The sequence below is a fragment of the Methylophilus sp. Leaf416 genome (genome assembly GCF_001424665.1).
Classification (GTDB): domain Bacteria; phylum Pseudomonadota; class Gammaproteobacteria; order Burkholderiales; family Methylophilaceae; genus Methylophilus.
The window spans coordinates 278,877-303,360 of record NZ_LMQS01000005.1 but is presented as its reverse complement, the minus strand read 5'-3'; the positions used below and the strand labels follow the sequence as shown (position 1 = coordinate 303,360).

The window sequence follows — 24,484 nt, the reverse complement described above, 5'->3', positions numbered from 1 at the left end:
GTTTCTTATTACCGTGTTTAATATTGGCTTCTCTGGCTTTAAGTTAAAAATATGTCTAAGGTTTTGGCAGCTTAAATGTGAGAACGCTATCGCCTTGTTTAAAACCAAATAATGAGTTACCGCCGCTTACGACTGCAATATATTGCTCGCCATTTACCTGGTAAGTAATAGGTGGCGCATTCACACCATATTCCGATTGATAATGCCATAAGGGTTTACCTGTTTGGCTGGCATAAGCTGTAAACATGCCATTGCCTTCACCTGAAAATAACAAGCCCCCTGCTGTCGATAACACGCCGCCTACCAGGGGTTGTGCCGTTTTTTGCTGCCAGGCGATTTTTCCGGAATTCAAATCAATCGCGCTTAACAAACCCCAACGCGCATCATCGGTAGGTTCGCTGGATGTATAGCGCATAGAATGCTTGCCATCATCGTTATCTGTTTCATGGATGGTGTACTTGATCGGGCTATGCATAGCAGCGACGAACACTTTTTGTTGTTGCTCATCTACGCTGGCAGGCGACCAGTTTGAACCGCCAAGTATCCCAGGATAAACGACTGTCCCTTCTATGCTAGGTTTTTTAAACAGGTTATGTTGCGGCACAAACGCTTCCGATTTGGCTAAAAATTCACCAGTGACCCGATCATGAATATAGAACCATCCTGTTTTGCTGGCTTGCCCCACAGCAGCAATATTTTTGCCATGATGATTGTATTGAAACAGGACAGGCGGGCTTGCTAAATCGTATCCCCACAAGTCATGTGGCACTTGCTGATAATGCCACTTATATTTACCGGTCTCGGTATCCAGTGCGACCAATGAGACGGTATATAAATTATCTCCGGGTCTTGAAACATCATTCATTTGCGGCGATGGATTGCCGGTTCCGAAATACAAGGTATTGGTATTGGCATCAATGGCAGGCGTGCTCCACGCTGATCCTCCACCAAAAGTGGCAGCATCAGGATATGTTTTAAGCGCCGCTTTCTCTTCTGCAACATCACGTTCAAAATGGCTGCCATCAGAGGTTTGCGTCGTAAAGTTGCCTTCCCATCCTTTGGTCGGGATAGTATCAAACTGCCAGACACGATGCCCATCGTTCGCATCAAATGCAGCCAGAAAGCCAGGACGACCATAGCGCCCAGTGACGCCAATCACGGCACCCAATGGCGCATCGCTGCGAGGATTATCAATATGTAATCCATAACCTACGCCGGTAATGCCGATGATGACCTTGTTGTTAAACACGACCGGCGCCATGGCAATGCCTACGCCGGTGCCACCAGTGATTTTTCGGGTTTTATTAGGGTCGCTGCTATTTAATGTACCTTGCTGCTCTGTAGTCACCTGGCTGGCTGCTACATCAATATCCCAAAGTTTTTGTCCGGTTTTAGCATCTAGCGCGATTAATCTTGCATCTACGGTACCAATATATACCTTGTCTTGAGCCACTGCGACGCCGCGATTGGCAGGTCCGCAACACATGGCCCAATCTGCTTTGCGATCATGCGAATATTTCCAGAGTTGTTTACCCGTTGCTGCATCTAGCGCCAATACATGATTAAAAGGCAGGCTGACATACATGATGCCATTCACCACGATGGGTGTGGCCTGGAATGTCGCTTTGACGCCAGTTTCCACTTTCCAGGCTGTTTTTAATGTTGAGACATTATGCTGATTTATTTGTGACAGATTTGAAAACCGCTGCGACTTCAGATCTAAGCCATAACTTGGCCAATCTACATTGCCGGTATTGCTTGAAGTCGGCTTGGAAACTTGTGTGCAAGCCATTAAGGCTGTGATAGATGCCAAGCTTAAATAACGAAAAAGTGTACGCGTCATAGAGGGTTTCATCTCAAAATATCTAGTAAACTATACAGATTAGTATACATGTTAAATATAAACTTGAAACAGTTAAGTCTCCAAGTAAACGCCACTACCCCAAGGCGGCCATTTAAAAATTTTTTGCACGATGAAACTAAACTCAGTTTATGATGGACTTAACAACAACGAAATAGTTAGTGCGATAATAAATATGAGTTCAATTGCAACTGCAGCGCTAAAACTTGCCGAAAAAGGCCTGATACCTGATGCACTTATCCGGAAAGGAATACAAAAGCTATGCAAGGACAGGTTAATTGAAATCAATGAAGAAAATTGCGAACGCGCGCAATCTGCACTTATCAAATTTATAGAGCAGATGCAAAGTTCTGAGATTGCTCCCCTACCGGAAAAGGCAAATGCGCAGCATTACGAAGTCCCCGCCATATTTTATAACTATTGCCTGGGCGTTAATCGTAAATACAGCAGTTGCTACTGGTCACCTGAAACAAAAACTTTGGATGAAGCAGAGCAATTAGCACTTTCACAGACCTGTGCGCATGCACTGCTACAAGATGGTCAACAGATATTGGAATTAGGCTGCGGGTGGGGTTCATTAACGTTCTGGATGGCCAGTCATTACCCGAATGCCCGAATCACTGGTGTTTCTAATTCCGCCTCACAGCGGGAATATATTTTGCAGCAGGCCAACCTGCGTGGGCTTTCTAATATCAACATCATTACCGCGGATATGAATGTGTTCGATACCGATCAAACGTTTGACCGCATAGTATCGGTAGAGATGTTCGAGCACATGCGGAATTACCAGGTTTTATATGCCAAAGTAGCGCGCTGGTTAAAGTCTGATGGATTGTTTTTCAAGCATATTTTTGTGCATCGTCACGTGCCTTATACATTTGATGTCAAGGCGGATGATGACTGGATGAGTCAGTATTTTTTTAGTGGCGGCATGATGCCCAGTGACGATCTGCCACTATATTTCCAGGATGATTTGAAAATCATCGAAAAATGGCGCTGGGACGGCACTCACTACGAAAAAACTGCCAATGCATGGCTGGAAAATATGGACCAAAATCATGCTTTGCTTACCCCGGTGCTGCAATCTATATATGGTACAGATGACGCTGAACTGTGGCGGCAGCGCTGGCGAATATTCTATATGGCATGTGCCGAGCTATTCGGCTATAACCAAGGACAAACCTGGTGGGTAAGTCATTATTTGTTCTCGAAAAAATGAGAAGTTAAACATTAAATATGAACTCTAATAAATTGATTATATTTAATTTTATCTCGTTCCAAATTCTTTGGTGGGCGTGTGTGCTATCAGCTAAACCAGGATTGGGTTTTGCTGTTTTCCTGCTGGTCATCATTTTTACTCTAGCCCATTTAGAGTGGGTTGAAGGCTGGCAGCAAGCTTTACCGCTCATCATCACCGCTTTGATTGGCTGCTTGCTTGACCAGATAGGCTATTACATGGGATTGATCAGTTTTGAATACCCGGAATTCTGGACAAGTTATATTCCACTCTGGATGATTGCATTATGGCTGGCATTTGCCTGTACCTTAAACGTCAGCATGCGCTGGTTACAGCCTAAACCTATGCTTGCAGCAATACTGGGTGGCATTTTTGGCCCTCTGGCTTATCTTGGCTCCGCAAAATTACAGGTGATACACCTGCCCCATCCCACGCTTAGCCTGGCGTGGGTAGCGCTGGAATGGGCAATCGCCATGCCATTAATGTTTTGGATACGCCGGCAGTTCTCTCAAACCATTCTCGGGAAACCCGCATGATCTACTTTTATGCATTGATTGCGATTTTGATGTTTGCCCTGAGCGGCTGGCTTTTAAGCTTCGCTACCCGCCATTACAGCCATGTCGACAGTATGTGGAGCCTGTTTATGGCAATCACCGCCTTTATTACTGCCATCTTTACCTATGATCTATCTTTGCGCGCCTGCCTGGTATTGGCAGCAGTCACATTGTGGTCACTTAGATTGAGTATCTTTCTTACCTGGCGCAACTGGGGCAAGGAAGACCACCGCTATGAAACTATCCGTAAAAATAACGAACCACACTTCTGGTTTAAAAGCGTTTATATCATTTTTGCATTTCAGGCAGTGCTGGCCTGGATCATTTCTTATCCTTTATATGCTGCCATCCATGATCAAGCACCTTTACTCTGGTTGGATTACGCCGGTGTTGCGTTGTTTTTGATTGGTTTTTACTGGGAAGTCGTGGCTGATATCCAGTTAATGCGCTTCCGCAATCAAGCTGAAAACGAAAATGCCGTATTAAACACCGGCCTTTGGCGCTACAGCCGCCACCCCAATTACTTTGGTGAGAGCCTGATCTGGTGGGGTTTCGCTTTATTTGGCGCCGCTACCGGCAATCCCTGGGTATGGCTATCGCCCATCATCATGACCTTATTACTATTGAAAGTGAGTGGTGTCAGCTTGATGGAGAAAACTATCCATAGCCGCCGTCCCGGTTATGCTGCTTACGTCAAAAATACCAATGCTTTTATTCCTGGCATTCCAAAAAGCGAGTAGATGCGTGATCAATTTGATTAATAAAGCAAAACAGTTTTTGGCTTTTACTGCCTTAAGTCTAGGTATGTTGTCGACCGCCCAAGCGAAAGACTGGACGTTTGAGGTTTGGCTGGATAAACAAAAAATTGGTACCCATACCTTTGCGTTTAATAACAACCAGTTGCAAAGCCGTGCTGATTTCAATGTAAAAGTGTTATTTATTAACGCGTATCGCTACACACATCAGGCAGATGAAACATGGCAAGGTGCATGCCTGAACAGTTTAAAGGCGCACACCGAAGAAAATAAAGTCGTCACAGACGTAAATGGGCAGCTGCAAGACAAACAATTTGTGGTCGATAAACACAGCGCGAAAAACTCTGACCAGCAAACTTTACCCGCATGCACCATGACTTTTGCTTACTGGAACCCTGAAATCCTCAAACAGCCGCGACTGCTTAATCCGCAAAATGCTGAATATCTGGATGTGACGGTAACGGATGAAGGTCCTAAAACAATTATGGTTAAAGGCCAAAGCACACAGACCCGTCAATATCGCCTGAATGGTCGCCTGAATGGCAAGGATAAGTTAAAGATTACACTCTGGTATGACCAGCAACAAGCGTGGGTTGCTCTTGAATCCATTACGCCAGAGGGTTACAAAATCGTTTATAAACTAGTCTAAAAGGCTATTTGATCAATATGTTAAAAAATTTAATTAAAGTGATTTGTATAATGAGTATATTCGGACTGAGTGCTTGTCAAAATTTACCACCGGTCAAAACGGTCGAGAAAGTCGATGTTGATCGCTTTATGGGTGACTGGTATGTGATTGCGGCGATCCCCACTTTTATGGAGCGTGATCCCTATAACCCGGTCGAGCATTATGAAAAAAATCCGGATGGCACTATTGCGACTACCTTTACGTACAACCAGGGTGGGTTTGATGGCAAGCTTAAGGTTTATCATCCGACAGGTTTTGTGGTGCCGGATAGTGGCAATGCTGAGTGGAAAATGCAGTTTCTGTGGCCCTTCAAATCCGAATACCTGATTACTTATTTAAGTGATGACTACCAGCACACCATTGTTGCCAGAAACAAACGCGATTACGTTTGGCTAATGTCACGTAAGCCAGCGATAGATCAGGCGACTTATAACGAACTGGTGGCAAAAATCAAAGCGTTGGGATATGACATCAACAAGCTGGAAATTTTCCCGCACCTGAATGCAAAAGCACCATCAAAACCGCCCCTGTAATTTAATCAAGCTTGCTATTTAAAAGGAAGTGACATGCATTACCGCATTTGGGGGCTATTTGGCAGGCTGGTAGGCTGGCTGGATAACCAGCGTTATCAGCCACCAGCCAATGCCAGTGCCGAGAGTATCGACTGGTGGCGGGTAGTGCCATTTGTAGCCTTGCACCTGGCGTTGGTGGCTTTATTCTGGGTTGGCTGGAGCCCGTTTGCGGTTGTCTTTGCCGTGGTCATGTATGTGTCACGCATGTTTGCCATTACCGGCTTTTATCATCGCTATTTTGCGCATAAAACTTTTCAAACTTCTCGCGCAGGGCAGTTTCTGTTTGCCCTCATTGGTGCCACCGCCGTTCAACGTGGACCATTGTGGTGGGCAGCCCATCACCGCAACCATCATGTGCATGCCGATCAACCACAAGATATTCACTCTCCCTATCAACAAGGCTTTTTATGGAGCCATTTGGGTTGGTTTCTGAGTCATGCCAGTTTCAAGACCCAGCTTGATCGGGTGCGTGAACTTACCCGTTTTCGCGAGCTATGCTGGCTTGATCGTTTTGATAGCATCGTTCCTATTGGGTTCGCGGCCGCTATTTTTGCATTAGGGGAATTGCTTCGTGTTTACGTCCCGCAACTGCATACCAATGGCTGGCAGTTGCTGGTTTGGGGGTTTGTCGTTTCTACTATCGTTCTCTATCACGCCACGTTTTGTATTAACTCATTAGCCCATGTCTGGGGTAGCCGCAGATATGCCACTCGCGACCACAGCCGTAATAACTGGTTGCTAGCACTGCTCACACTTGGCGAAGGCTGGCATAACAACCATCATCACTATCCTGGTTCAGTAAAGCAAGGATTTTACTGGTGGGAGATAGACTTTACCTATTACGGTCTTAAAGTGTTGGCCGCATTGGGTCTGATCTGGAATCTCAAGCAAGTACCCATAGATGTACGCAACCAGCATGCTGTGAAGGGCGATTAACAATGGGCTTGAATATTGCCATTATCGGCAGTGGTATTGCTGGAAACACCCTCGCCTATCACCTGCATAAACAGCATAAGGTCACTGTGTTTGAGGCCAATGACTACATTGGCGGCCACACCCATACCCACCATGTAGAAATCGCCGGAGAAACACATGCGGTTGATACCGGTTTTATTGTATTTAACGATAAAACTTATCCTGAGTTCGAACGCATATTGATTGAAGCAGGTGTGGCCTGGCGCAACAGCGACATGAGCTTTAGCGTACGTAATGAAGTCACGCATCTTGAATACAATGGCACTTCTCTTAATAGCCTGTTTGCGCAGCGGCGTAACCTGCTATCGCCAAAGTTTTACCGTATGATTCGCGATATTCTGCGCTTCAACAAACAATCTTTGGCTTTGCTGGCAGAAGGCAATGAAATTCCGTTAGGGGAATATTTATCGCTGAATGGTTACTCGCCACAGTTTATTCGTGACTACATAGTACCGATGGGGGCTGCAATCTGGTCAACCGATGCACAGCAAATGTTGCAGTTCCCTGCCCGCTTTTTTGTGCGCTTCTTTCATCACCATGGCATGTTGAGTATCGATGACAGGCCGCAATGGCGCACGATTATCGGTGGTTCAGCAAGTTATGTTGAAAAAGTGACTGCCGGTTATCGTGATCGTATCCATCTGAATTCTCCCGTAAAAACCGTTGAAAGAGACAGTGCTGGCGTCACGCTTACGTTTACCAACAAACAGCCTCAACGATTTGATTATGTGTTTTTTGCCTGCCATAGTGACGAAGCCTTAACCATTCTTGGCACTGAAGCAACGGATAGTGAACTTGAAGTACTCGGTGCAATTCCCTATCAGGACAATACGGTTTTTTTACATACTGACGCGAGCTTAATGCCCAAGCGCAAACTGGCGTGGGCGGCCTGGAATTATCACGTCGCAGCGCAGCCCACTGACAAAGTACAAGTCACTTACAATATGAATATCCTGCAAGGCATACGCTCAACAGAGCCTTTGCTGGTGACGCTTAACTACACCAATGCGATTAACCCGGCCAAAGTGATTAAAAAGCTGCAATACCGCCATCCGCTTTATACCCTGGCCGGCGCCCAGGCACAGTTACAGCATGCTGATATCAGTGGTCACCATCGCACAGGCTATGCTGGCGCTTACTGGAAGAATGGTTTCCACGAGGATGGAGTGGTCAGTGCGCTGGCCGCTATCAAACACTTTGAGGCAGCCATGCGATGAATGCGGCATCTGCGTCAAATCAGAATGAAAAGTTGCATAGTGCTATCTACACTGGATGGATAAGCCATCAGAGATTGCAACCGAAAGCTCATGGCTTCCGTTACCAGCTTTTTATGCTGTACCTGGATTTAGATGAGCTGCCTTTACTATTTAAAAGCAATCGCTTGTGGTCTTACCTTAAGCCTAACCTGGCTTATTTTAAGCGCGAAGACTATCTGGGCCCGCCAGATCAACCTTTGGACCAATGTGTACGTGACCTGGTTGAAAAACATACCTGCCAACGCCCTCTCGGCAGAATTGGTCTACTCACCCATTGTCGTTACTGGGGCGTCTGCTTTAACCCGGTCAGTTTTTACTATTGCTACAACCCTAAGGGTGAGTTACAGGCGATCGTCAGCCATATTACCAACACACCCTGGAAAGAACAGTTTGCTTATGTACATGAAGTAAAGCAGGCCACTTCCATGCTGTTCAAACTGGAAAAAGATTTCCATGTCTCGCCATTTATGCCCATGGATATCGATTATCAATGGCAATTTTCAGCACCCGGTGATGCACTGAGTGTGCATATGCAAAACTGGCACCATGAGCAAGCTACGTTTTTCGCTACCTTGAAATTACAAAGACATCCCTGGCAAGCAAGTACTTTAAATCGCATGTTATTAAGCTATCCATGGATGACTGTCAAAGTCATCGCAGCCATTTACTGGCAAGCCCTGCGGCTATGGCTCAAAAGAATTCCTTTCTACACTCACCCCAAACAACACGCCAAACTTGGTGATTAATCATGAACTCAATGCCTTCAAACGCCCTTTCCACTGACACGCTGACCAAACCCTTAAAATCTAAAAGTCGTGCCAAATGGGTCGCGCAACTGGCAAAAAAGCAGGTGCTCAAACGGTTGGCCGGACTGAAAGTCGGCCAGCTGACTATTATTGATGGTAACGAAAGCCATGTTTTCGGACATCTTCCCCACCAAAGCAATGTAGAAGCAATCCAGGCCAGTATCACCGTCTATGATCCGCGTTTTTATGGCGAAATCGCGTTCGGCGGCAGCATCGGGGCAGGCGAAGCCTATATGCTCGGTTATTGGCAGGCGGACACATTAACCAATGTGGTGCGACTGATGGTGCTCAATCAGTCTGTGATGGATACGCTTGAAGGTGGTTACCAGTATTTGAGTAAACCGATGCTTAAGGCTTTTCACTGGTTAAACAGCAATAGTGAAGCGGGCAGTCAGAAAAACATAGCCGCGCATTACGACCTGGGCAATGATTTATTCAAGTTGTTTCTGGACCCAACCATGATGTACTCGTCCGCCATGTTCGATGCTGAAGACAGGCCCAGTGCGGATATCAGCCGCTTGCAGGCGGCTTCTGAACGCAAGCTAAAAGTGATTTGTGACAAATTGCAGCTGTCGCCGGCAGACCATGTGATTGAGATAGGCACTGGCTGGGGAGGATTCGCCATTTATGCCGCTAAGCATTATGGTTGCCGTGTCACCACGACCACAATATCGCAGCAACAGTTTGTGCTGGCAAAAGAGCGGGTTGCAGCGGAAGGCTTGCAGGATAAAATCGTATTACTCAAGCAGGATTATCGTCACTTGCAAGGTCAATACGACAAGCTGGTGTCTATTGAAATGATAGAAGCAGTGGGTCATCAATACTACGACACCTATTTCAATAAAGTGAGCCATTTGCTGAAACCAAACGGGGTTGCGTTGATACAAGCTATTACGATTATGGATCAGCGCTACAAAAGCGCTATTCGCTCGGTGGATTTTATCCAGCGCTATATCTTCCCTGGCTCTAATATCCCTTCCAATACCGCCATGTTGACTAGCCTGACACGTGCGAGTGATTTACGTTTAATAGATCTGCAGGATATTGGCCAGGATTACGCGACCACCCTGCGTTTGTGGCGCGAGAACTTCTTTGCCAATCTCGATCAGGTGAAACAGTTAGGTTATCGCGATACTTTTATTCGCATGTGGGATTTCTACCTGAGTTATTGCGAAGGCGGATTTGCCGAATGCGCGCTAGGCGATGTGCATTTATTGCTGGCAAAACCGGGCTACCGAGCGCTTAAACGGGTGTAAGCGGTAAATCAGGCATGATACACTTGCCAGCCTATGACTACCCATGCAGCACTGGAATGGCGCGATGGTTTGCCCTACTCCACCACGTTTGATGATACCTATTTTTCCGTTAGCCCAGACCATCCGCAACATGGGCTGGCTGAAACGCGTCATGTGTTTTTGCAACAAAATCATTTGCAACAGCGCTGGCAAAACCTTCCTGCTGATAAGCCCAGTCACTTTGTCATTGTTGAAACCGGTTTCGGCAGCGGCCTGAACTTTCTGGCAACCTTGCAATTGTGGCGCGAAACAGCGCCTGTCTCTGCCCACTTACACTTTATCAGTATCGAAATTGCACCTTTTTCCTTGCAGGACTTGCAACAGGCGCATGCACACTTTCCTGAACTGGCCGAGTACAGCCAGGCTTTGTGCGAGCAATATCGTTTTTTGCAGCCTGGCATTAATCAGTTGGAGCTACAGAACTTTTCTACCAGCCTTACCTTACACATTGCTGATGCTGCCAGCGTGTTGCCTGAACTGGATTTAAAAGCAGATGCCTGGTTCCTGGATGGTTTCGCCCCCTCAAAAAACCCTGAAATGTGGCAGGCGCCCCTGTTTGAATGTATGGCGAAGTGCGCCAAAGCCGGCACTACTTTCGCCACATTTACCAGTGCCGGCTTCGTCCGTCGCCAGTTGCAAGAAGCAGGTTTTCAACCTAAAAAAACCGCAGGTTATGGAGCAAAGCGTGAAATGTTATGCGGTGAGTGGCCGTCTCTAGCAATTACACCTGTGCCAGACATGCCAAAAATTGCCATCATCGGTGCCGGAATCGCCGGTTGCAGTAGTGCGTGGTTTTTAGCCTCTATGGGTTGCGAAGTACACGTGTTTGACCGGGCTGAAACCATCGCTAGCGGGGCATCCGGTAATCCACGCGGCATGCTGTATCCACGCTTAAATACCGAAGAACTCCTGAATGATGAATTAGCTTTGCGCAGCTATAGCTTTAGCCTGCGCCACTTTGCCAATTTAGGTTTGGCTGAAGATGCTTTCAAACACAATGGCTTATTGCAATTAGGTGGTGCTGCGCGCGAACAGAAGCGCGTACATAAAGTCGCAGCGCGTTATGCCCATTTAGGATTATTGCAGCAAGTGGATGCAGCTCAAGCCACTGAACTTGCAGGCGTGCCTCTGACATCAGATTGCTTGTATTTTGCCGACGCGGCCTGGGTGAATCCTCGTGAAGCGTGTATTGCCATGCTTAAGCATGTGAATATTCATGTGCATTTGCAGCAGAATATCACTGGACTATCCAGCCAGGATGGCTGGCAATTACAATCCAGTACTGATTTGCACCAGGGATTCGATGCAGTGATTGTAGCTAACGCAGCAAATGCTGCCGAATTATTACCAGACAGCAGCATGTGGCTAAACCCGGTGCGCGGGCAAATGGGGATGATTGCCGGACAACCTGCCATGCAAGATTTAAAAATGATACTGTGCGGCATTGGTTACCTGACACCGTTGCAGGGCGGCATGCACGCCATGGGTGCCACTTTCGCGCATGGCGATTTAGATACTGATGTAAGGGATGCAGATAATGCAAGTAACCTCAATATGGTCAGTCACTTAAGTCCGCAATTTAATGCAGTTTCTTCAGCAGAAATTACTTATGCCAGGGCTTCAATGCGCTGCGGCTCCCCCGACTATTTACCTTATGTTGGGCCATTACTTTCTACAGACAACCTCAAGCCCACCTCTATCAGCATTACCGATTATGAAGACTTGCCCGCGCCACAAGGTTTGTATATACATATCGCACATGGCAGCAAAGGCTTAATGACGGCACCCTATTGCGCTGCTGTAATGGCCAGACGGCTGTTGAAGGATTTTTCAATAGCTTTGCCACAGTTGACCGAGGATAGTTTCTGGAATGGCCTGCATCCACAGCGCCTGCTATTTAAACAACTGGGCTGGAAAAAACTACTAAAGCCATTTAAGGTGACAGGATGACGCCGGAAATAGTCAATTTGCAGCAGCAGCTTGTCAAGATGCCACATGACCCGGGCCTGCATTACGAGCTGGGACGATGCTACCTGGCGCAAAAACAATTAGACCTGGCCCAGAAGTCCTTTTCTGCAGCGTTGCGCCTGGCGCCTGATCATCCGCAAATCTTAATGCAGTTAGGCAATGTTGCCAGCCGGCAAGGCGATGAACTGCGCGCAGCGGAAGCTTTCAGAAAATCTTTACAACAAGATCCTCAACAGGCAGATGTTCACTTTAATTTGGCCAACAGCCTGCGTAAGCTTGGGCTAAATCCGGAAGCCATTCAGCATTATCAGCAAGCATTGTTATTCAATCCAGCCGATGCCGATATCCAAAACAATCTGGGTAATGCCTATCGCGAAACCGGGCAACTGGATTTAGCGATTAAGGCCTATGAGCAGGCACTTAAATGCAATCCACAGTTGCTACATGCCAAAGTACACTGGATACATCAGAAACAGCATATGGCGGACTGGCAAGGCTTGGACGATGCCATTAACGAAGTCCGCGCAGCACTAAAGCAGCAACCAAATGCACAAATTCCTCCATTTGCGTTCCTCGCCATGCCAGGCACTAGCGATGCGGAGCAACTGCTATGCGCCAGTTCATGGGCTCAACAGCACTATGGATCCATACAGCCATTACCAGCCCCCTCTCCCGTACCAGACCGCCGAAAAATCAGGCTAGCTTATATTTCCTCCGATTTTCGCAAACACCCGCTGGCATATCTGGTCACTGATGTGATTGCCGCCCATAATCGCGATCAGTTTGAAGTGAGCTTGTATAGTCAGGCTAAAGATGATCAATCGGTTGAAAGAAACGCATTTATTGCGGCTGCGGATCACTGGATTGAGATTGCTACGCTGACTGACGCACAAGTGGCTGCCCATATGCGGGCTGCAGATATTGATTGCCTGATAGACTTGACCGGATTCACCCAGAATAGTCGCAGCGGCGTGGCCGCCTATCGTCCGGCACGCTGTCATATCAACTGGCTAGGTTACCCTGGCACAATGGGCAAAGTAAATAATCGCCTCTTGTTCGATGTGATTCTGGTGGATAGCACGGTAAAAAGTAATTGCTTAGTTGAGCAGCCAATTGCATTACCTTGTTACCAGCCGAACAATGCACAGCGACCACAGGCTGATGCTGGCAGTAGATCCCAGCATGGCTTACCCGAGCACGGTTTTGTATTTTGCAGCTTTAACCAAAGCTTTAAAATTACAGCCGATGTCTTTGCTTACTGGATGCGCATACTTGAGCAGGTCCCTGATAGTGTTTTATGGTTGCAGGAGTGCAATCGATGGGCGACCAACAATCTCAAACAAACTGCGCACCTGGCAGGCATCAATCCTGCCCGACTTGTATTCGCGCCGCGCACTAGCGCCGAGCTGCATATTGCCAGGCAGCAACATGCTGATTTGATGCTGGATACCACCCCGTACAATGCCCATACCACGGCCAGTGATGCGCTGTGGCAAGGCGTCCCTTTGCTGACGGTGGAAGGAGTTACATTCCCGGCACGGGTGAGTGCCAGTTTGCTTAAACGTAGCGGTTTGCAGGAGTGTGTTTGTAGTGATTGGGAGAACTTGGTAAAACAGGCAGTGACTTTAGCAAATAACCCTGCCGCATTGCAGACGCTGAAGAAAAAGGTTAAACAGCAGGCACAAGTGCTATTTGATCCCTTAACGTTTTGTCGCCAGCTAGAACAAGTTTATCGAGAACTTTTGCCATAACCACTACCTTGCACTGCTTTTTTCGCTGACTTCACTGCTTTCACTATAGTACACAGATAACAGGCCTGCAGCGACGATGCAAAAGCCGCCGACCATTTCTATCAGTGACATACTCTCTTGTGCCAGAAAGTAGGCAGCTACCGCAGCGACAATCAATTCAAACATGAATAATACAGACGCCTGAATGGCGGGTGTTTTGGTAATGCCATATTGCACCAGCAAAGTTGCGGAAATAAGCATAAATGCTATCAGCAGCATCAAAACCATAGTGCGCGAAGTCAATGAGCTGGCAAAAGCGAGGCCGGATAAACCATCTTGCCAGAGCAGCACCAGCAACGACAATCCAAACACGCCCAACCACACCAGCATGCCTTTGGCTGCGATAGTGAGGTGAGTGGAGAAACGGGTTATGACGTTGGTAATCGAAAAGCCAATGCCAGCTGATAATGCCAGCCAATCAGAAGATGATTGCGGCCACGGCCATGCGAATTGACCATCTGTCAGCATTAAATCAGCCCCTAACAACGATAAGGCGATGGCTAATAGTTGCGGTTTATGCCAACGTTCATGCAGCCAGATTTTCGCCAGTAACAACGTCCATAAAGGCGAGAGATAAAACAGCAGCATCACCCGCATGACTTCACCATCAATCACAGCCAGCACATAAGCAAGATTGGTCCAGCCGGCTACCAGGCTCAGCCAGTATGCAGATTTAGGTACTTTGGAAATGTGCGGGTAGCGGCGCCAGAATATAATTCCGCCTATTAACAAGGCCAGCCAATAGCTCAAAAAACTGGATTGCACACCAGAGATGCCACTGTCATTTAGTAGTCGATATGGGTACCAGATCACCCCCCAGGAAATGGCACCGTAGATCAATGCTGCCAAAGCAAAATATTTTTGCTGATGGGCTTTTTGCTTATGCGCAAGGCTCACTTATAATACAACCCTATGAATCCACATTTAAATTTACTCCAGCCCTACCCTTTTCAGCGTTTGCGTGACCTGTTTGATGGGCTAACGCCTAATCCAGACTTTGCGCCTGTCAATTTATCTATAGGTGAACCCAAACATGCGACGCCTGAAATCATTATTGAAGCCTTGAGGGCAAACCTGGGCGGGCTAGCCAGCTATCCTACCACAATCGGTGTACCCGCCTTGCGCGAAGCCATCAATCAATGGCTGCAACGTCGTTACAAGATCCCTGCATTGAATATCGATAAAGCCATTTTGCCGGTAAATGGCAGCCGTGAAGCCTTGTTTGCCTTTGCACAAGCCGTGATTGACACCAGCGTTCCGCAGCAACCCGTTGTGATCTCACCAAACCCGTTTTACCAGATTTATGAAGGCGCTGCTTTCCTTGCTGGTGCCACGCCTTACTTTATCAATACTACCCAAGAGAATGATTATGTCATGGACCTGACACAGGTTCCGGCAGATATTCTCAAGCGTACACAATTAGTGTATGTCTGTAGTCCGGGCAACCCTTCAGGCAAAGTGATTGATTTGGAGGCCTGGAAAACCTTATTTGAGTTGTCTGATCGGTACGGTTTTGTAATTGCTTCAGATGAATGCTATTCAGAAATTTACTTTGATGAAATGAATGCACCAGTAGGCGCTTTGGAAGCAGCGTATAAGTTAGGACGTGATTTTAGCCGGATCGTCATGTTCAGTTCACTATCCAAACGCTCCAACGTCCCAGGTATGCGATCAGGCTTTGTAGCAGGTGATGCAGCGATTATTGAAAAGTTTGCTTTGTATCGTACGTATCATGGATGTGCCATGAATCCTGCCGTGCAGGCAGCGAGTATCGTGGCTTGGAATGATGAAGCACATGTGATCGAAAACCGTAAACTGTATAACGAGAAATTCCAGTCAGTGACACCGATACTCCAGCAGGTATGGTCAAAAACAAAACTTCCTGATGCTGCCTTCTATTTATGGATAGACACACAACAAGATGATGCTGTCATAGCCAAACAACTTTACCAAGATCTCAATATTACTGTGCTGCCTGGCTCATTTCTGGCACGCGAGGCGCATGGACACAATCCAGGTAAAGGTTTTATTCGTATGGCCCTTGTTGCTTCTAATGAAGAAACCATCGAAGCTGCATTGAGAATTCAAACTAACCTTAGCTAAATACCAAATCCATAAAACAAAAAGCCGGTTGCAGATGCAGCCGGCTTTTTTATAGCTAGAAAAAACTTAAACGAATTTTCTGCGAGCGATCATACCAATGATGCCAAGGCCCAGGAACATCAAAGCGTTAGTTTCTGGCTCTGGAACTGGAATAGCTGTAATACTCACTTTACCGCCAAAATTCAAAGCAAGGATGTTTGAAGGAATCAATGACAAGGAATAGTTACCGTTAACCAGGCTGTTAAAAGTGTAACTTTCAGTTTTCAAAAGAATCAATGGATCAAGTGCAATCTGGCTAATCTCGGTAGCACCTTGTTTCAGGCTGAAATAAGAGTTACCAATGTTGATACCAAATAATTGAGTAATATCAATAGAGATATTTGATTTGTCTGCAGCATTTAGGCTGAAATTGAAAGTGTCACCACCATCAAAAACCAAACCACCAATGACCACAGTACTAAACAAGCCAGTTGCGCTAGTGGAATTTGTGATATCACCAAAATTAGTGACTGTAGCAAAAGAGGTCATAGGCAATAACATTGCCGAACCAATTGCCATTGCTGCCAAAGATTTTTTTATATTTAACATATATATCCTTAAGAAAATTAAAAGAAATAACTAAAAAACAAACTAATTACAAAAGGCAAACTTAAAGCACTCAAACTAAACAGAAGCAGACTAAGTTCATACCAATAACATTACTACGTGGAGCTGAGACATCCAGGTAAATCGGGGAGATTAAAGGTTTGTTGGTATTGCCAGCCAATTACTGCAGCATTCACCCAACAATACGCGCCATCGAGCGTTTCCTTATAATTCTCCTCTTTTTCTAACAATAACTTAATATTTTATCTTGCGACATTACCCATTCGGGCTATTCAAATATTGTTATCGCGTTATTTATTTTCAAAGTTAAGGAATGCAAAAAGCGTTCCAGCTTTTTAAAACATTTAACCTATTGATTTAATTTGATTATTTTAAAGGTTGATTGTTTAACTGCTGAATTAAATGCATCAAAAATACAAGTTTTCTGCACCATTGATGCGCATGCACCACTTAAGTGCACTAAACGATTTGCATTTTACACATAAAAAATGATTTATTGTGAATTTTTTATTACATTTAACAATGGCTTTTGTCAAACGCAAAATGCATGATTTAAGTTGATTTATTCTGTGACTGAATTATGACGGGCTGTGTTAGAACTTATCGGCTTCAGCGAAGCTAAGACCAAGCGCATCTTTTGTAGATAACGAGGGCTTTTGGGCAATAGGCCACTCAATATTTAAGGTCTGGTCATTCCATATAATACAGCGCTCGTGCTCAGGCGCATAAAAATTTGTAGTTTTATATAAAAACTCGGCTAATTCTGAAAGTACTAGAAATCCGTGAGCAAATCCTTCAGGAACCCAAAGCATTTTTTTATTTTCATCACTCAAAACCTCTCCTACCCATTTGCCAAAAGTGGGTGACTGTGAACGCAGATCTACAGCAACATCAAACACCGCACCCTGGGTCACTCGAACCAATTTTCCCTGAGGTTGTTTAATCTGGTAATGCAAACCTCTTAATACATTTTTTGCTGATTTAGAGTGATTGTCCTGTACAAAACGTGGGCGAAGCCCGGTAGTTTCAGCAAATATATTCTCATTGAAGCTTTCAAAAAAGAAGCCTCTGTTGTCGCCAAATACCTTGGGTTGAAAAACCAAAACATCAGGAATCGCTGTTTGATACGCAATCACTAAAACACCTTCTCGTTCACAACTTGCATTAAATATTGGCCGTAGCTATTTTTCTTATAAATTTCAGCTTGTTTTAATAACATCTCAGAGGTGATGTATCCCATGCGATAAGCGATTTCTTCAGGACAGGCAATTTTCAGGCCCTGGCGATTTTCAATGGTTTGAATAAAAAGCGATGCTTCCAGTAGAGATTCGTGTGTACCAGTATCCAGCCAAGCGTGTCCACGGCCCATGACTTCGACATTCAGTTGCTGCTTTGCAAGATAATGCTTGTTCACATCGGTGATTTCCAACTCGCCTCTTGGAGAAGGCTTCAAGTTTGCCGCAATATCACAGACCTTATTATCGTAAAAATACAAACCGGTCACGGCATAACGGGATTTAGGTTTGGTCGGTTTTTCTTCCAGGCTGATGGCTTTACCCTGTCCATCAAACTCAACGACACCATAACGTTCGGGATCATTGACTGGGTAGGCAAACACTGTCGCTCCACTTTCAGAATGATTTGCCTGCTGCAAGGTCGTCGCCAAATCATGGCCGTAAAAAATATTGTCGCCCAAGACTAGCGCGCTTGGCGAGTTGCTGATAAATGATTCACCAATAATAAAGGCCTGTGCCAAGCCGTCCGGTGTAGGCTGCACGGCATATTGAATATTGATGCCCCACTGTGAACCATCGCCTAGTAACTGCTCAAACCTGGGTGTATCTTGAGGCGTAGAAATCAACAGAATATCTTCAACGCCAGACAACATCAGCGTAGTCAGTGGGTAATACACCATAGGTTTGTCATACACAGGGATCAATTGCTTGGAAACCGCTTGCGTAGCCGGATACAGGCGTGTGCCAGATCCTCCTGCCAGAATAATGCCTTTTCTATTTTTTGCCATAATGTGCCTTATAAAATTTGCTGCAACACATGAGAAACACCCTGTTTCCAGTCAGGCAGGCGTAAATCAAATGTGTCTTGAAACAATGTAGTATCTAGCCTGGAGTTCGCCGGACGTTTAGCCGGTACCGGGTAATCTGAAGTGGTGATTGGTTTCACCATATCTGCCGATACTTTCATTGCCTTACCTGCTTTGATTGCTTCTGCAATGACAAACCTGGCATATTCATGCCAGTTAGTCACGCCGGCAGCGACGACATGATACAAACCATAAGGGAATGTTTCATCACCCTGATGTTTGATACGACCTATCAATTGCGCTGTAATATCTGCCAGCAGCGCCGCTGAGGTCGGTGCGCCAAACTGATCAGCAACCACACTCAGCGCATCACGCTCACTGGCAAGTTTTAGCATGGTTTTTGCAAAATTCGCACCATGTGCGCCGACCACCCAGCTTGTTCTCATGATCAAACTACGCTGGCAAGCAGAAAGTAAAGCCCGCTCACCGGCGAGTTTGGTTTGCCCATATACATTTTGCGGGTTGGTCGCATCAGTTTCTTTATAAAACTGGTTGCCCACCCCTTCAAATACATAGTCAGTCGAATAGTGAAAAACAAAAGCGCCACACGCTGATGCTTCTTCACCCATGATTCTGGGTGCATCGCAGTTTATTTTCCTGGCTGATCCGGGGTCTGATTCAGCTTTATCCACCGCGGTATAAGCGGCAGGGTTGATAATCCCGTCAGGTGTAATCTCCCGGATAAGCGAGCGTAATGCGGACTCATCGGATAAATCACAATCATCCCTGCCAATGGCGATCACCTCAGCCAGCGCGGCCAAGCTGCGTTGCAGCTCAAAACCTACTTGCCCAGTACATCCCGTAAGTAATAGCCTCATTGATATTGTTTTTCTACCCACTGCCGGTATTGACCACTGGTAATGTTTTCAACCCACGAAGCGTTATCCAGATACCACTGTACCGTTTTCCGGATGCCGCTTTCAAATGTCTCGGCTGGTTTCCACCCTAATTCTTTTTCCAGTTTTGTGGCATCAATTGCATAGCGTCTATCATGACCTGGACGGTCTTTTACGTAGGTAATCTGGTTTTTATAAGAGCGCCCATCTGCCATTGGCTTCAGTTCATCTAATATTGCACAGATAGTATTTACCACTTCTATATTGGGTTTCTCGTTCCATCCACCGACGTTGTAAGTCTCTCCCAATTCCCCCTCAACTAAGACCCTGCGAATAGCAGTACAGTGATCTTTCACAAACAACCAGTCACGAATTTGCTGGCCATCGCCATAGATAGGAAGTGGTTTGCCATTGAGCGCATTATGAATAACCAGCGGGATTAGTTTTTCGGGGAAATGATAAGGACCATAATTGTTTGAGCAATTGGTCGTTAGCACAGGTAAACCATAAGTATGGTGGTAGGCACGCACTAAATGATCAGAAGCAGCTTTGGAAGCGGAATAAGGACTATTCGGTTCATAACGATTATGCTCATTGAAAGGTGGGGCCTCTTTTTCTAAAGAACCATACACTTCGTCTGTAGACACATGCAAAAACCTAAAGTCAGCTTTTGCATCGCCTTCCAGCACGGTCCAGTAAGCGCGTACCGCCTCCAGTAAATGGAAAGTGCCGACCACATTGGTTTGAATAAAGTCTTCCGGCCCATGGATAGAACGATCTACATGTGACTCAGCCGCAAAATTCAAGATTGCTCTTGGTTTGTATTCAGCCAGTAATCTTCTGACTAATTCAAAGTCGCCAATATCGCCTTTGACAAAAATATGGCGTTGATCATTGTTAAGCGATGTCAGGTTATCCAGGTTGCCTGCGTAAGTAAGTTTATCCAGATTCAACACAGGCTCATCGGATTGCTCCAGCCAGTCCAATACGAAATTGCTGCCGATAAACCCGGCGCCGCCAGTAACAAAAATCATGTAATCAATAACCTTTTTAAGTGTTCAGATACCAAAAAGGCATATTAGAACGTTTTTGCGATGACGACAATTTTAGTATGAATGTTAACTGCCAATCTGATCAGATTTGAAAACCTGGATTATGCAAACTGCTTAAGCTGCCCCATGACGCTAGCCAGCAATGATTGCGCCGCCAACTGACTAGTTTCTTCAATATAACATCTGAACTCAGGCGCATTGCCGGATGGCCGTAAATGCACCACGCTCCCAGATTGCAACGTTGCCCTCAAACCATCGGTGGTATCTATTTTAGACACTTGCTCTTTAATCTTCAGCGATTCCAACATATCTGAGGGATTGTTAGTCCAGCCAGACAGCAGTGCCTTACTTTTTTCCGTGGGGAAATTTTGCAGGCGGTCACTGGCTGTAAAACGCTGAGGTAAGGCGGCTACTAGTTGTGACAGAGGCTTGCCTTGCGTTTTTACCTGCGCCAGCAAAGTCACTACCGGCAATACTGCATCGCGTGTAGGTAGTGGTTGTAATGAAGGGGCCTGAGGTATACGGCTGCCTAACAAAAATCCACCATTGGCCTCAAACCCTGCCACACTGGCTACACCTTCTTTTTGCAATGCTTGCATACCTGCAATCACAAATGGTGACCCAATGCGTGTACGTGCTACTTGCTGAAAAAAGCCACTGGCTTCAATTGCGGTATTACAGCTCACCGGCACAGCTAAATGTTTGATATGTAAAGCCTTTGCTGTTAATAAACCTACGATATCGCCACGCAACCAGTTGCCTTGTTCATCACTGATTAATGGCCGATCACCATCACCATCAGTAGAAATGATCGCATCTACCTGATATTGCGCTGCCCAATTAAGGCCGCGTTGTGTATCTTCAGCAGACACCGCTTCAGTATCAATCGGCACAAAAATGTCTGACCGTTCCAGGCAAACAACTTCGGCTCCCAAGTCACTCAATAGACTATGCAATACATCGCGCGCCACGCTCGAGTGCTGGTAGATGGCCAGCTTTAATCCTGTCAGCGCTTGTGCGCCTAATAAATCTTTATACCGCTTGATGTACTCCGCTTTGGCTTGGGGATTTTCTTCAGGCAACGTTGTCACAGTTTCAGACAATTCCTGAAGTTCACTTGCCAACATAGAGGATTCATCAGACTTAGTGATTTCACCATCCGGGCGATAGAATTTGAGGCCATTGCGGTCAAAAGGGATATGACTACCAGTGACCATAATCCCAGGAATACTGCGTGTTTGAGCGAATAAAGCCAAAGCAGGTGTGGGGATCGCACCACAAAAAATGACTTCTAGCCCAAGCTGACGCAACATCTTTGCACATGCTTCTGCAATGCGTGGGCTGCTTGGCCGGAGATCTACAGCAATGGCTACTTGTTTAAAGGCAAACGAACCTTGGACTGTTTTTACAAAAGCCTGTGTATAAGCAGCACAAACTTCATCTGTCATGGCATCCACCAGGCCGCGTGCACCACTGGTACCAAATGCCACCCCGCTCTGCTGCATTACAGTTTGTAGTACCGGCATATCGGCCACCTTAACTACGGCCATAAGTATCTTCGTAACGCACGATGTCGTCCTCGCCCAGATAGCTACCTGATTGCACCTCAATCAAATGCAGTGGTAATTTGCCGGGGTTCTCCAAACGATGTGTGGAACCGATCGGGATATAAGTAGACTCGTTTTCGGTATACAACTTGGTCACATCATCAATCGTTATCATCGCGGATCCACTTACGACCACCCAGTGCTCGGCGCGATGATGATGCATTTGTAGAGAAAGCCGTTCGCCAGGTTTCACCATAATACGCTTCACCTGGAAACGCTCGCCGATATCAATGCCTTCGTACCAGCCCCACGGGCGATATACACGAGGATGCATTTTGTGTTCTGAACGACCGCTGGCTTTTAGATGATCAACAATGTTTTTTACATCCTGCGCACAATCGCGATGCGCCACAAGAACCGCATCACTGGTTTCCACAATCAGCAAATCTTCCACGCCCACGGCAGCTACAAAACGATTTTCGGCACGAACAAGAGTATTGTTTACATCTTTGAGATAGACATCGCCACGTATTGCATTGCCATTGGCGTCCTGCGTTTGTACTTCTTTAAGCGCAGTCCATGAGCCAACATCGTTCCAACCCATGCTCGCAGGCACAACCGCTGCCAGTTTTGTTTTTTCCATCACCGCATAATCAATCGAATCCGAAGGTGACTCGGCAAAAGAAGCCTCATGTAAACGCACAAAATCCAGATCTTTATAACTTTGCTCGACAGCTTTGGAGACTGAGTCCACTATTGCAGGTGCATATTGCTTTAACTCTGATAGAAACACGGCTGGTTTAAACAAGAACATACCGCTATTCCAGTAAAAATTACCAGCATCCATATACTCTTGAGCGGTTGCCGCATTCGGCTTTTCTACAAAGCGAGCCACTTCATAACAATTATCTGCAAACTTAGAGGCATTGTCGGACTGGATGTAACCGTATCCAGTTTCAGGATGTGTGGGTTCAATCCCAAAAGTGACAAGTTTACCTTGCTCCGCTGCCACACTGGCTCGTCTCACGGCTGCTTCAAAGGCGGTTACATCGGTAATCACATGATCCGCAGGCAACACCAGCATCAATACATCTTTATCCTGCAGTGCAATAGCAGCCGCAGCAATTGCCGGCGCAGTATTGCGTGCGACTGGTTCAAGTAAAATCGCTTCTGGGCTCAGGTTAATCAGGCGTAACTGTTCAGCCACCAGGAATCTATGGTCGTTTCCGCACACGACTACAGGAGCAGCGACCTCGGCCCAGCTCGAAAGGCGCAGGAGAGTTTCCTGCAACATTGTATTTTCAGTCACCAGGGGTAATAATTGCTTAGGGAGTACAGCGCGAGAAAGTGGCCACAAACGGGTACCCGAGCCACCGGAAAGTATCACTGGAACAATTTTCATCTTCATCAACCTTATGCCTACATTTTGAATTCGTTAATTTGACTGCTTGCTTTCCCATTGCCATGCATGGCGCACTATGGTTTCAAGTGACGTGTACTCAGGATGCCATGCTAGAATGTTTTTAGCACGTTTGGCATCTGCCACCAACCTAGCAGGATCGCCTTCCCGCCTCGGCCCATCTATCACGGTTACTTGTTTGCCTGATACATTTTCCACGGCGTCGATCACTTCCTGCACGGAAAATCCTGACCCATTGCCAAGATTGAAACGGTCACTGCTCCCACCTTTATTAAGGTATTCAAGAGCAGCAAGGTGTGCAGAACACAAATCAACTATATGGATATAATCTCTTATACAGGTACCATCTGGCGTGTCATAGTCCCTACCAAAAACCTGTATATTTTCACGTCGTCCGGAAGCTGCTTGTAATATCAAAGGAATCAAGTGTGTTTCCGGATCATGACGCTCGCCTAATCTACCCTCAGGATCTGCGCCGGCAGCATTGAAGTAGCGTAAGCACACAGAGCGAAAATCGAATGCTTTGTCATAATCTGCCAGCACCTGTTCAATCATCCATTTAGAGCGCCCGTAAGGATTCAAAGGACGATTGGGATGCGCCTCATCAATCGGCACATAGTCCGGTTCACCAAACACAGCTGCGGTGGAGGAGAAAATAAATTTCTTCACACCAAACTCGAGCATAGTATCTAATAAATTTAGCGTGTTGGTCACATTATTACGGTAATAAATATCCGGCTTACGTACAGATTCACCCACCTGGATATATGAAGCAAAGTGCATCACTGCTTCAGGCTGATAGCTGCCGAAAAGTTGATTAAGGCATGCTGTGTCGGCCAGATCACCTTCAATAAAGGTACCACCCAAGACAGCATCACGATGCCCGCTGGATAGATTGTCCAATGTGATCACTTCATGACCAGCATCTAACAACATTTTTACCATATGAGAGCCAATATATCCGGCCCCGCCAACCACTAAAATACGCATGAATTTAAACAATATCCTGTCAATTAATTTTTCAACTGGCAATGCAATCGCCATTACATATTTTCAAAACTT

The 24,484-nt window shown here is 46.1% G+C and carries 22 protein-coding genes; 12 read left to right on the top strand and 10 right to left on the bottom strand.

Annotation, left to right across the window (positions count from 1 at the left end):
* Positions 1-55: 55 nt before the first annotated feature.
* Positions 56-1,792: a pyrroloquinoline quinone-dependent dehydrogenase gene (locus ASG34_RS13515; RefSeq protein WP_055831384.1), complete on the bottom strand. Its 1,737-nt coding sequence runs from the start codon at positions 1,790-1,792 to the stop codon at positions 56-58.
* A 244-nt stretch (positions 1,793-2,036) separates the two neighbouring features.
* Here ASG34_RS13515 and ASG34_RS13510 point away from each other — a divergent pair, with 244 nt between their 5' ends.
* From ASG34_RS13510 to ASG34_RS13460, 11 genes are read left to right on the top strand one after another with little or no spacing between them, the layout of a single operon-like run.
* Positions 2,037-3,080 carry an SAM-dependent methyltransferase gene (locus ASG34_RS13510; protein WP_055831382.1) on the top strand — a complete coding sequence of 348 codons (1,044 nt, stop codon included), beginning with the start codon at positions 2,037-2,039 and terminating at the stop codon, positions 3,078-3,080.
* 17 nt (positions 3,081-3,097) lie between these two features.
* Entirely contained in the window at positions 3,098-3,634 is a 537-nt protein-coding gene (locus ASG34_RS13505) for a DUF2878 domain-containing protein (RefSeq protein WP_055831380.1), read from the top strand.
* Positions 3,631-4,392, top strand: a complete 762-nt coding sequence (locus ASG34_RS13500) for a DUF1295 domain-containing protein (protein ID WP_055831378.1) — start codon at positions 3,631-3,633, stop codon at positions 4,390-4,392. The genes ASG34_RS13505 and ASG34_RS13500 overlap by 4 nt, the downstream gene beginning before the upstream one ends.
* Before the next feature lie 4 nt (positions 4,393-4,396).
* Positions 4,397-5,056: a DUF6134 family protein gene (locus ASG34_RS13495; RefSeq protein WP_082504923.1), complete on the top strand. Its 660-nt coding sequence runs from the start codon at positions 4,397-4,399 to the stop codon at positions 5,054-5,056.
* Positions 5,057-5,106: 50 nt separating this feature from the next.
* Positions 5,107-5,628 (top strand): lipocalin family protein, encoded by a 522-nt coding sequence (locus ASG34_RS13490; RefSeq protein ID WP_200934475.1) that lies wholly within the window; start codon positions 5,107-5,109, stop codon positions 5,626-5,628.
* 33 nt (positions 5,629-5,661) lie between these two features.
* Positions 5,662-6,603, top strand: coding sequence for an acyl-CoA desaturase (locus ASG34_RS13485; protein ID WP_055831374.1), 942 nt, complete (start codon positions 5,662-5,664; stop codon positions 6,601-6,603).
* Positions 6,604-6,611: 8 nt separating this feature from the next.
* The gene (locus ASG34_RS13480; protein WP_055831486.1) at positions 6,612-7,859 is read left to right on the top strand and encodes an NAD(P)/FAD-dependent oxidoreductase; all 1,248 of its coding nucleotides are present in this window, start codon (positions 6,612-6,614) and stop codon (positions 7,857-7,859) included.
* A complete protein-coding gene (locus ASG34_RS13475; RefSeq protein WP_055831372.1) occupies positions 7,856-8,644 on the top strand; it encodes a DUF1365 domain-containing protein in 789 nt (262 codons plus the stop codon). Before ASG34_RS13480 ends, ASG34_RS13475 begins: the two co-directional genes overlap by 4 nt.
* Positions 8,645-8,655: 11 nt before the next feature.
* Complete coding sequence (locus ASG34_RS13470) at positions 8,656-9,960, top strand: SAM-dependent methyltransferase (RefSeq protein ID WP_200934491.1); 1,305 nt, start codon at positions 8,656-8,658, stop codon at positions 9,958-9,960.
* 33 nt (positions 9,961-9,993) lie between these two features.
* The gene (gene mnmC / locus ASG34_RS13465; protein WP_055831369.1) at positions 9,994-11,949 is read left to right on the top strand and encodes a bifunctional tRNA (5-methylaminomethyl-2-thiouridine)(34)-methyltransferase MnmD/FAD-dependent 5-carboxymethylaminomethyl-2-thiouridine(34) oxidoreductase MnmC; all 1,956 of its coding nucleotides are present in this window, start codon (positions 9,994-9,996) and stop codon (positions 11,947-11,949) included.
* Positions 11,946-13,718, top strand: coding sequence for an O-linked N-acetylglucosamine transferase, SPINDLY family protein (locus ASG34_RS13460; RefSeq protein ID WP_055831367.1), 1,773 nt, complete (start codon positions 11,946-11,948; stop codon positions 13,716-13,718). The genes mnmC and ASG34_RS13460 overlap by 4 nt, the downstream gene beginning before the upstream one ends.
* 3 nt (positions 13,719-13,721) lie before the next feature.
* On the opposite strand, the gene ASG34_RS13455 is transcribed toward ASG34_RS13460, so the two are convergent.
* Complete coding sequence (locus ASG34_RS13455) at positions 13,722-14,654, bottom strand: DMT family transporter (protein ID WP_055831366.1); 933 nt, start codon at positions 14,652-14,654, stop codon at positions 13,722-13,724.
* A gap of 15 nt (positions 14,655-14,669) precedes the next feature.
* Between ASG34_RS13455 and dapC the strand changes: the two genes are divergently transcribed.
* Positions 14,670-15,860 (top strand): succinyldiaminopimelate transaminase, encoded by a 1,191-nt coding sequence (gene dapC / locus ASG34_RS13450; protein WP_055831364.1) that lies wholly within the window; start codon positions 14,670-14,672, stop codon positions 15,858-15,860.
* Between the two features lie 66 nt (positions 15,861-15,926).
* Here dapC and ASG34_RS13445 read toward each other — a convergent pair whose 3' ends face one another.
* The 8 genes from ASG34_RS13445 to galE all read right to left on the bottom strand — a co-directional run bounded on the left by ASG34_RS13445 (position 15,927) and on the right by galE (position 24,412).
* Positions 15,927-16,448, bottom strand: coding sequence for an FxDxF family PEP-CTERM protein (locus tag ASG34_RS13445; RefSeq protein ID WP_055831361.1), 522 nt, complete (start codon positions 16,446-16,448; stop codon positions 15,927-15,929).
* 611 nt (positions 16,449-17,059) lie between these two features.
* Positions 17,060-17,602: a dTDP-4-dehydrorhamnose 3,5-epimerase gene (rfbC, locus tag ASG34_RS13440; RefSeq protein WP_055831359.1), complete on the bottom strand. Its 543-nt coding sequence runs from the start codon at positions 17,600-17,602 to the stop codon at positions 17,060-17,062.
* On the bottom strand, positions 17,602-18,489 hold the full coding sequence (gene rfbA, locus ASG34_RS13435) for a glucose-1-phosphate thymidylyltransferase RfbA (protein ID WP_055831357.1): 888 nt from the start codon (positions 18,487-18,489) through the stop codon (positions 17,602-17,604). Before rfbA ends, rfbC begins: the two co-directional genes overlap by 1 nt.
* Before the next feature lie 8 nt (positions 18,490-18,497).
* Positions 18,498-19,385 carry a dTDP-4-dehydrorhamnose reductase gene (rfbD, locus tag ASG34_RS13430; protein WP_055831354.1) on the bottom strand — a complete coding sequence of 296 codons (888 nt, stop codon included), beginning with the start codon at positions 19,383-19,385 and terminating at the stop codon, positions 18,498-18,500.
* On the bottom strand, positions 19,382-20,437 hold the full coding sequence (gene rfbB / locus ASG34_RS13425) for a dTDP-glucose 4,6-dehydratase (protein WP_055831352.1): 1,056 nt from the start codon (positions 20,435-20,437) through the stop codon (positions 19,382-19,384). Before rfbB ends, rfbD begins: the two co-directional genes overlap by 4 nt.
* 119 nt (positions 20,438-20,556) lie before the next feature.
* Positions 20,557-22,005 (bottom strand): phosphomannomutase, encoded by a 1,449-nt coding sequence (locus ASG34_RS13420; protein ID WP_200934476.1) that lies wholly within the window; start codon positions 22,003-22,005, stop codon positions 20,557-20,559.
* The gene (locus ASG34_RS13415; protein ID WP_055831483.1) at positions 21,992-23,404 is read right to left on the bottom strand and encodes a mannose-1-phosphate guanylyltransferase/mannose-6-phosphate isomerase; all 1,413 of its coding nucleotides are present in this window, start codon (positions 23,402-23,404) and stop codon (positions 21,992-21,994) included. The genes ASG34_RS13420 and ASG34_RS13415 overlap by 14 nt, the downstream gene beginning before the upstream one ends.
* A gap of 33 nt (positions 23,405-23,437) precedes the next feature.
* Complete coding sequence (galE, locus tag ASG34_RS13410; protein ID WP_082504929.1) at positions 23,438-24,412, bottom strand: UDP-glucose 4-epimerase GalE; 975 nt, start codon at positions 24,410-24,412, stop codon at positions 23,438-23,440.
* Positions 24,413-24,484: the final 72 nt, after the last annotated feature.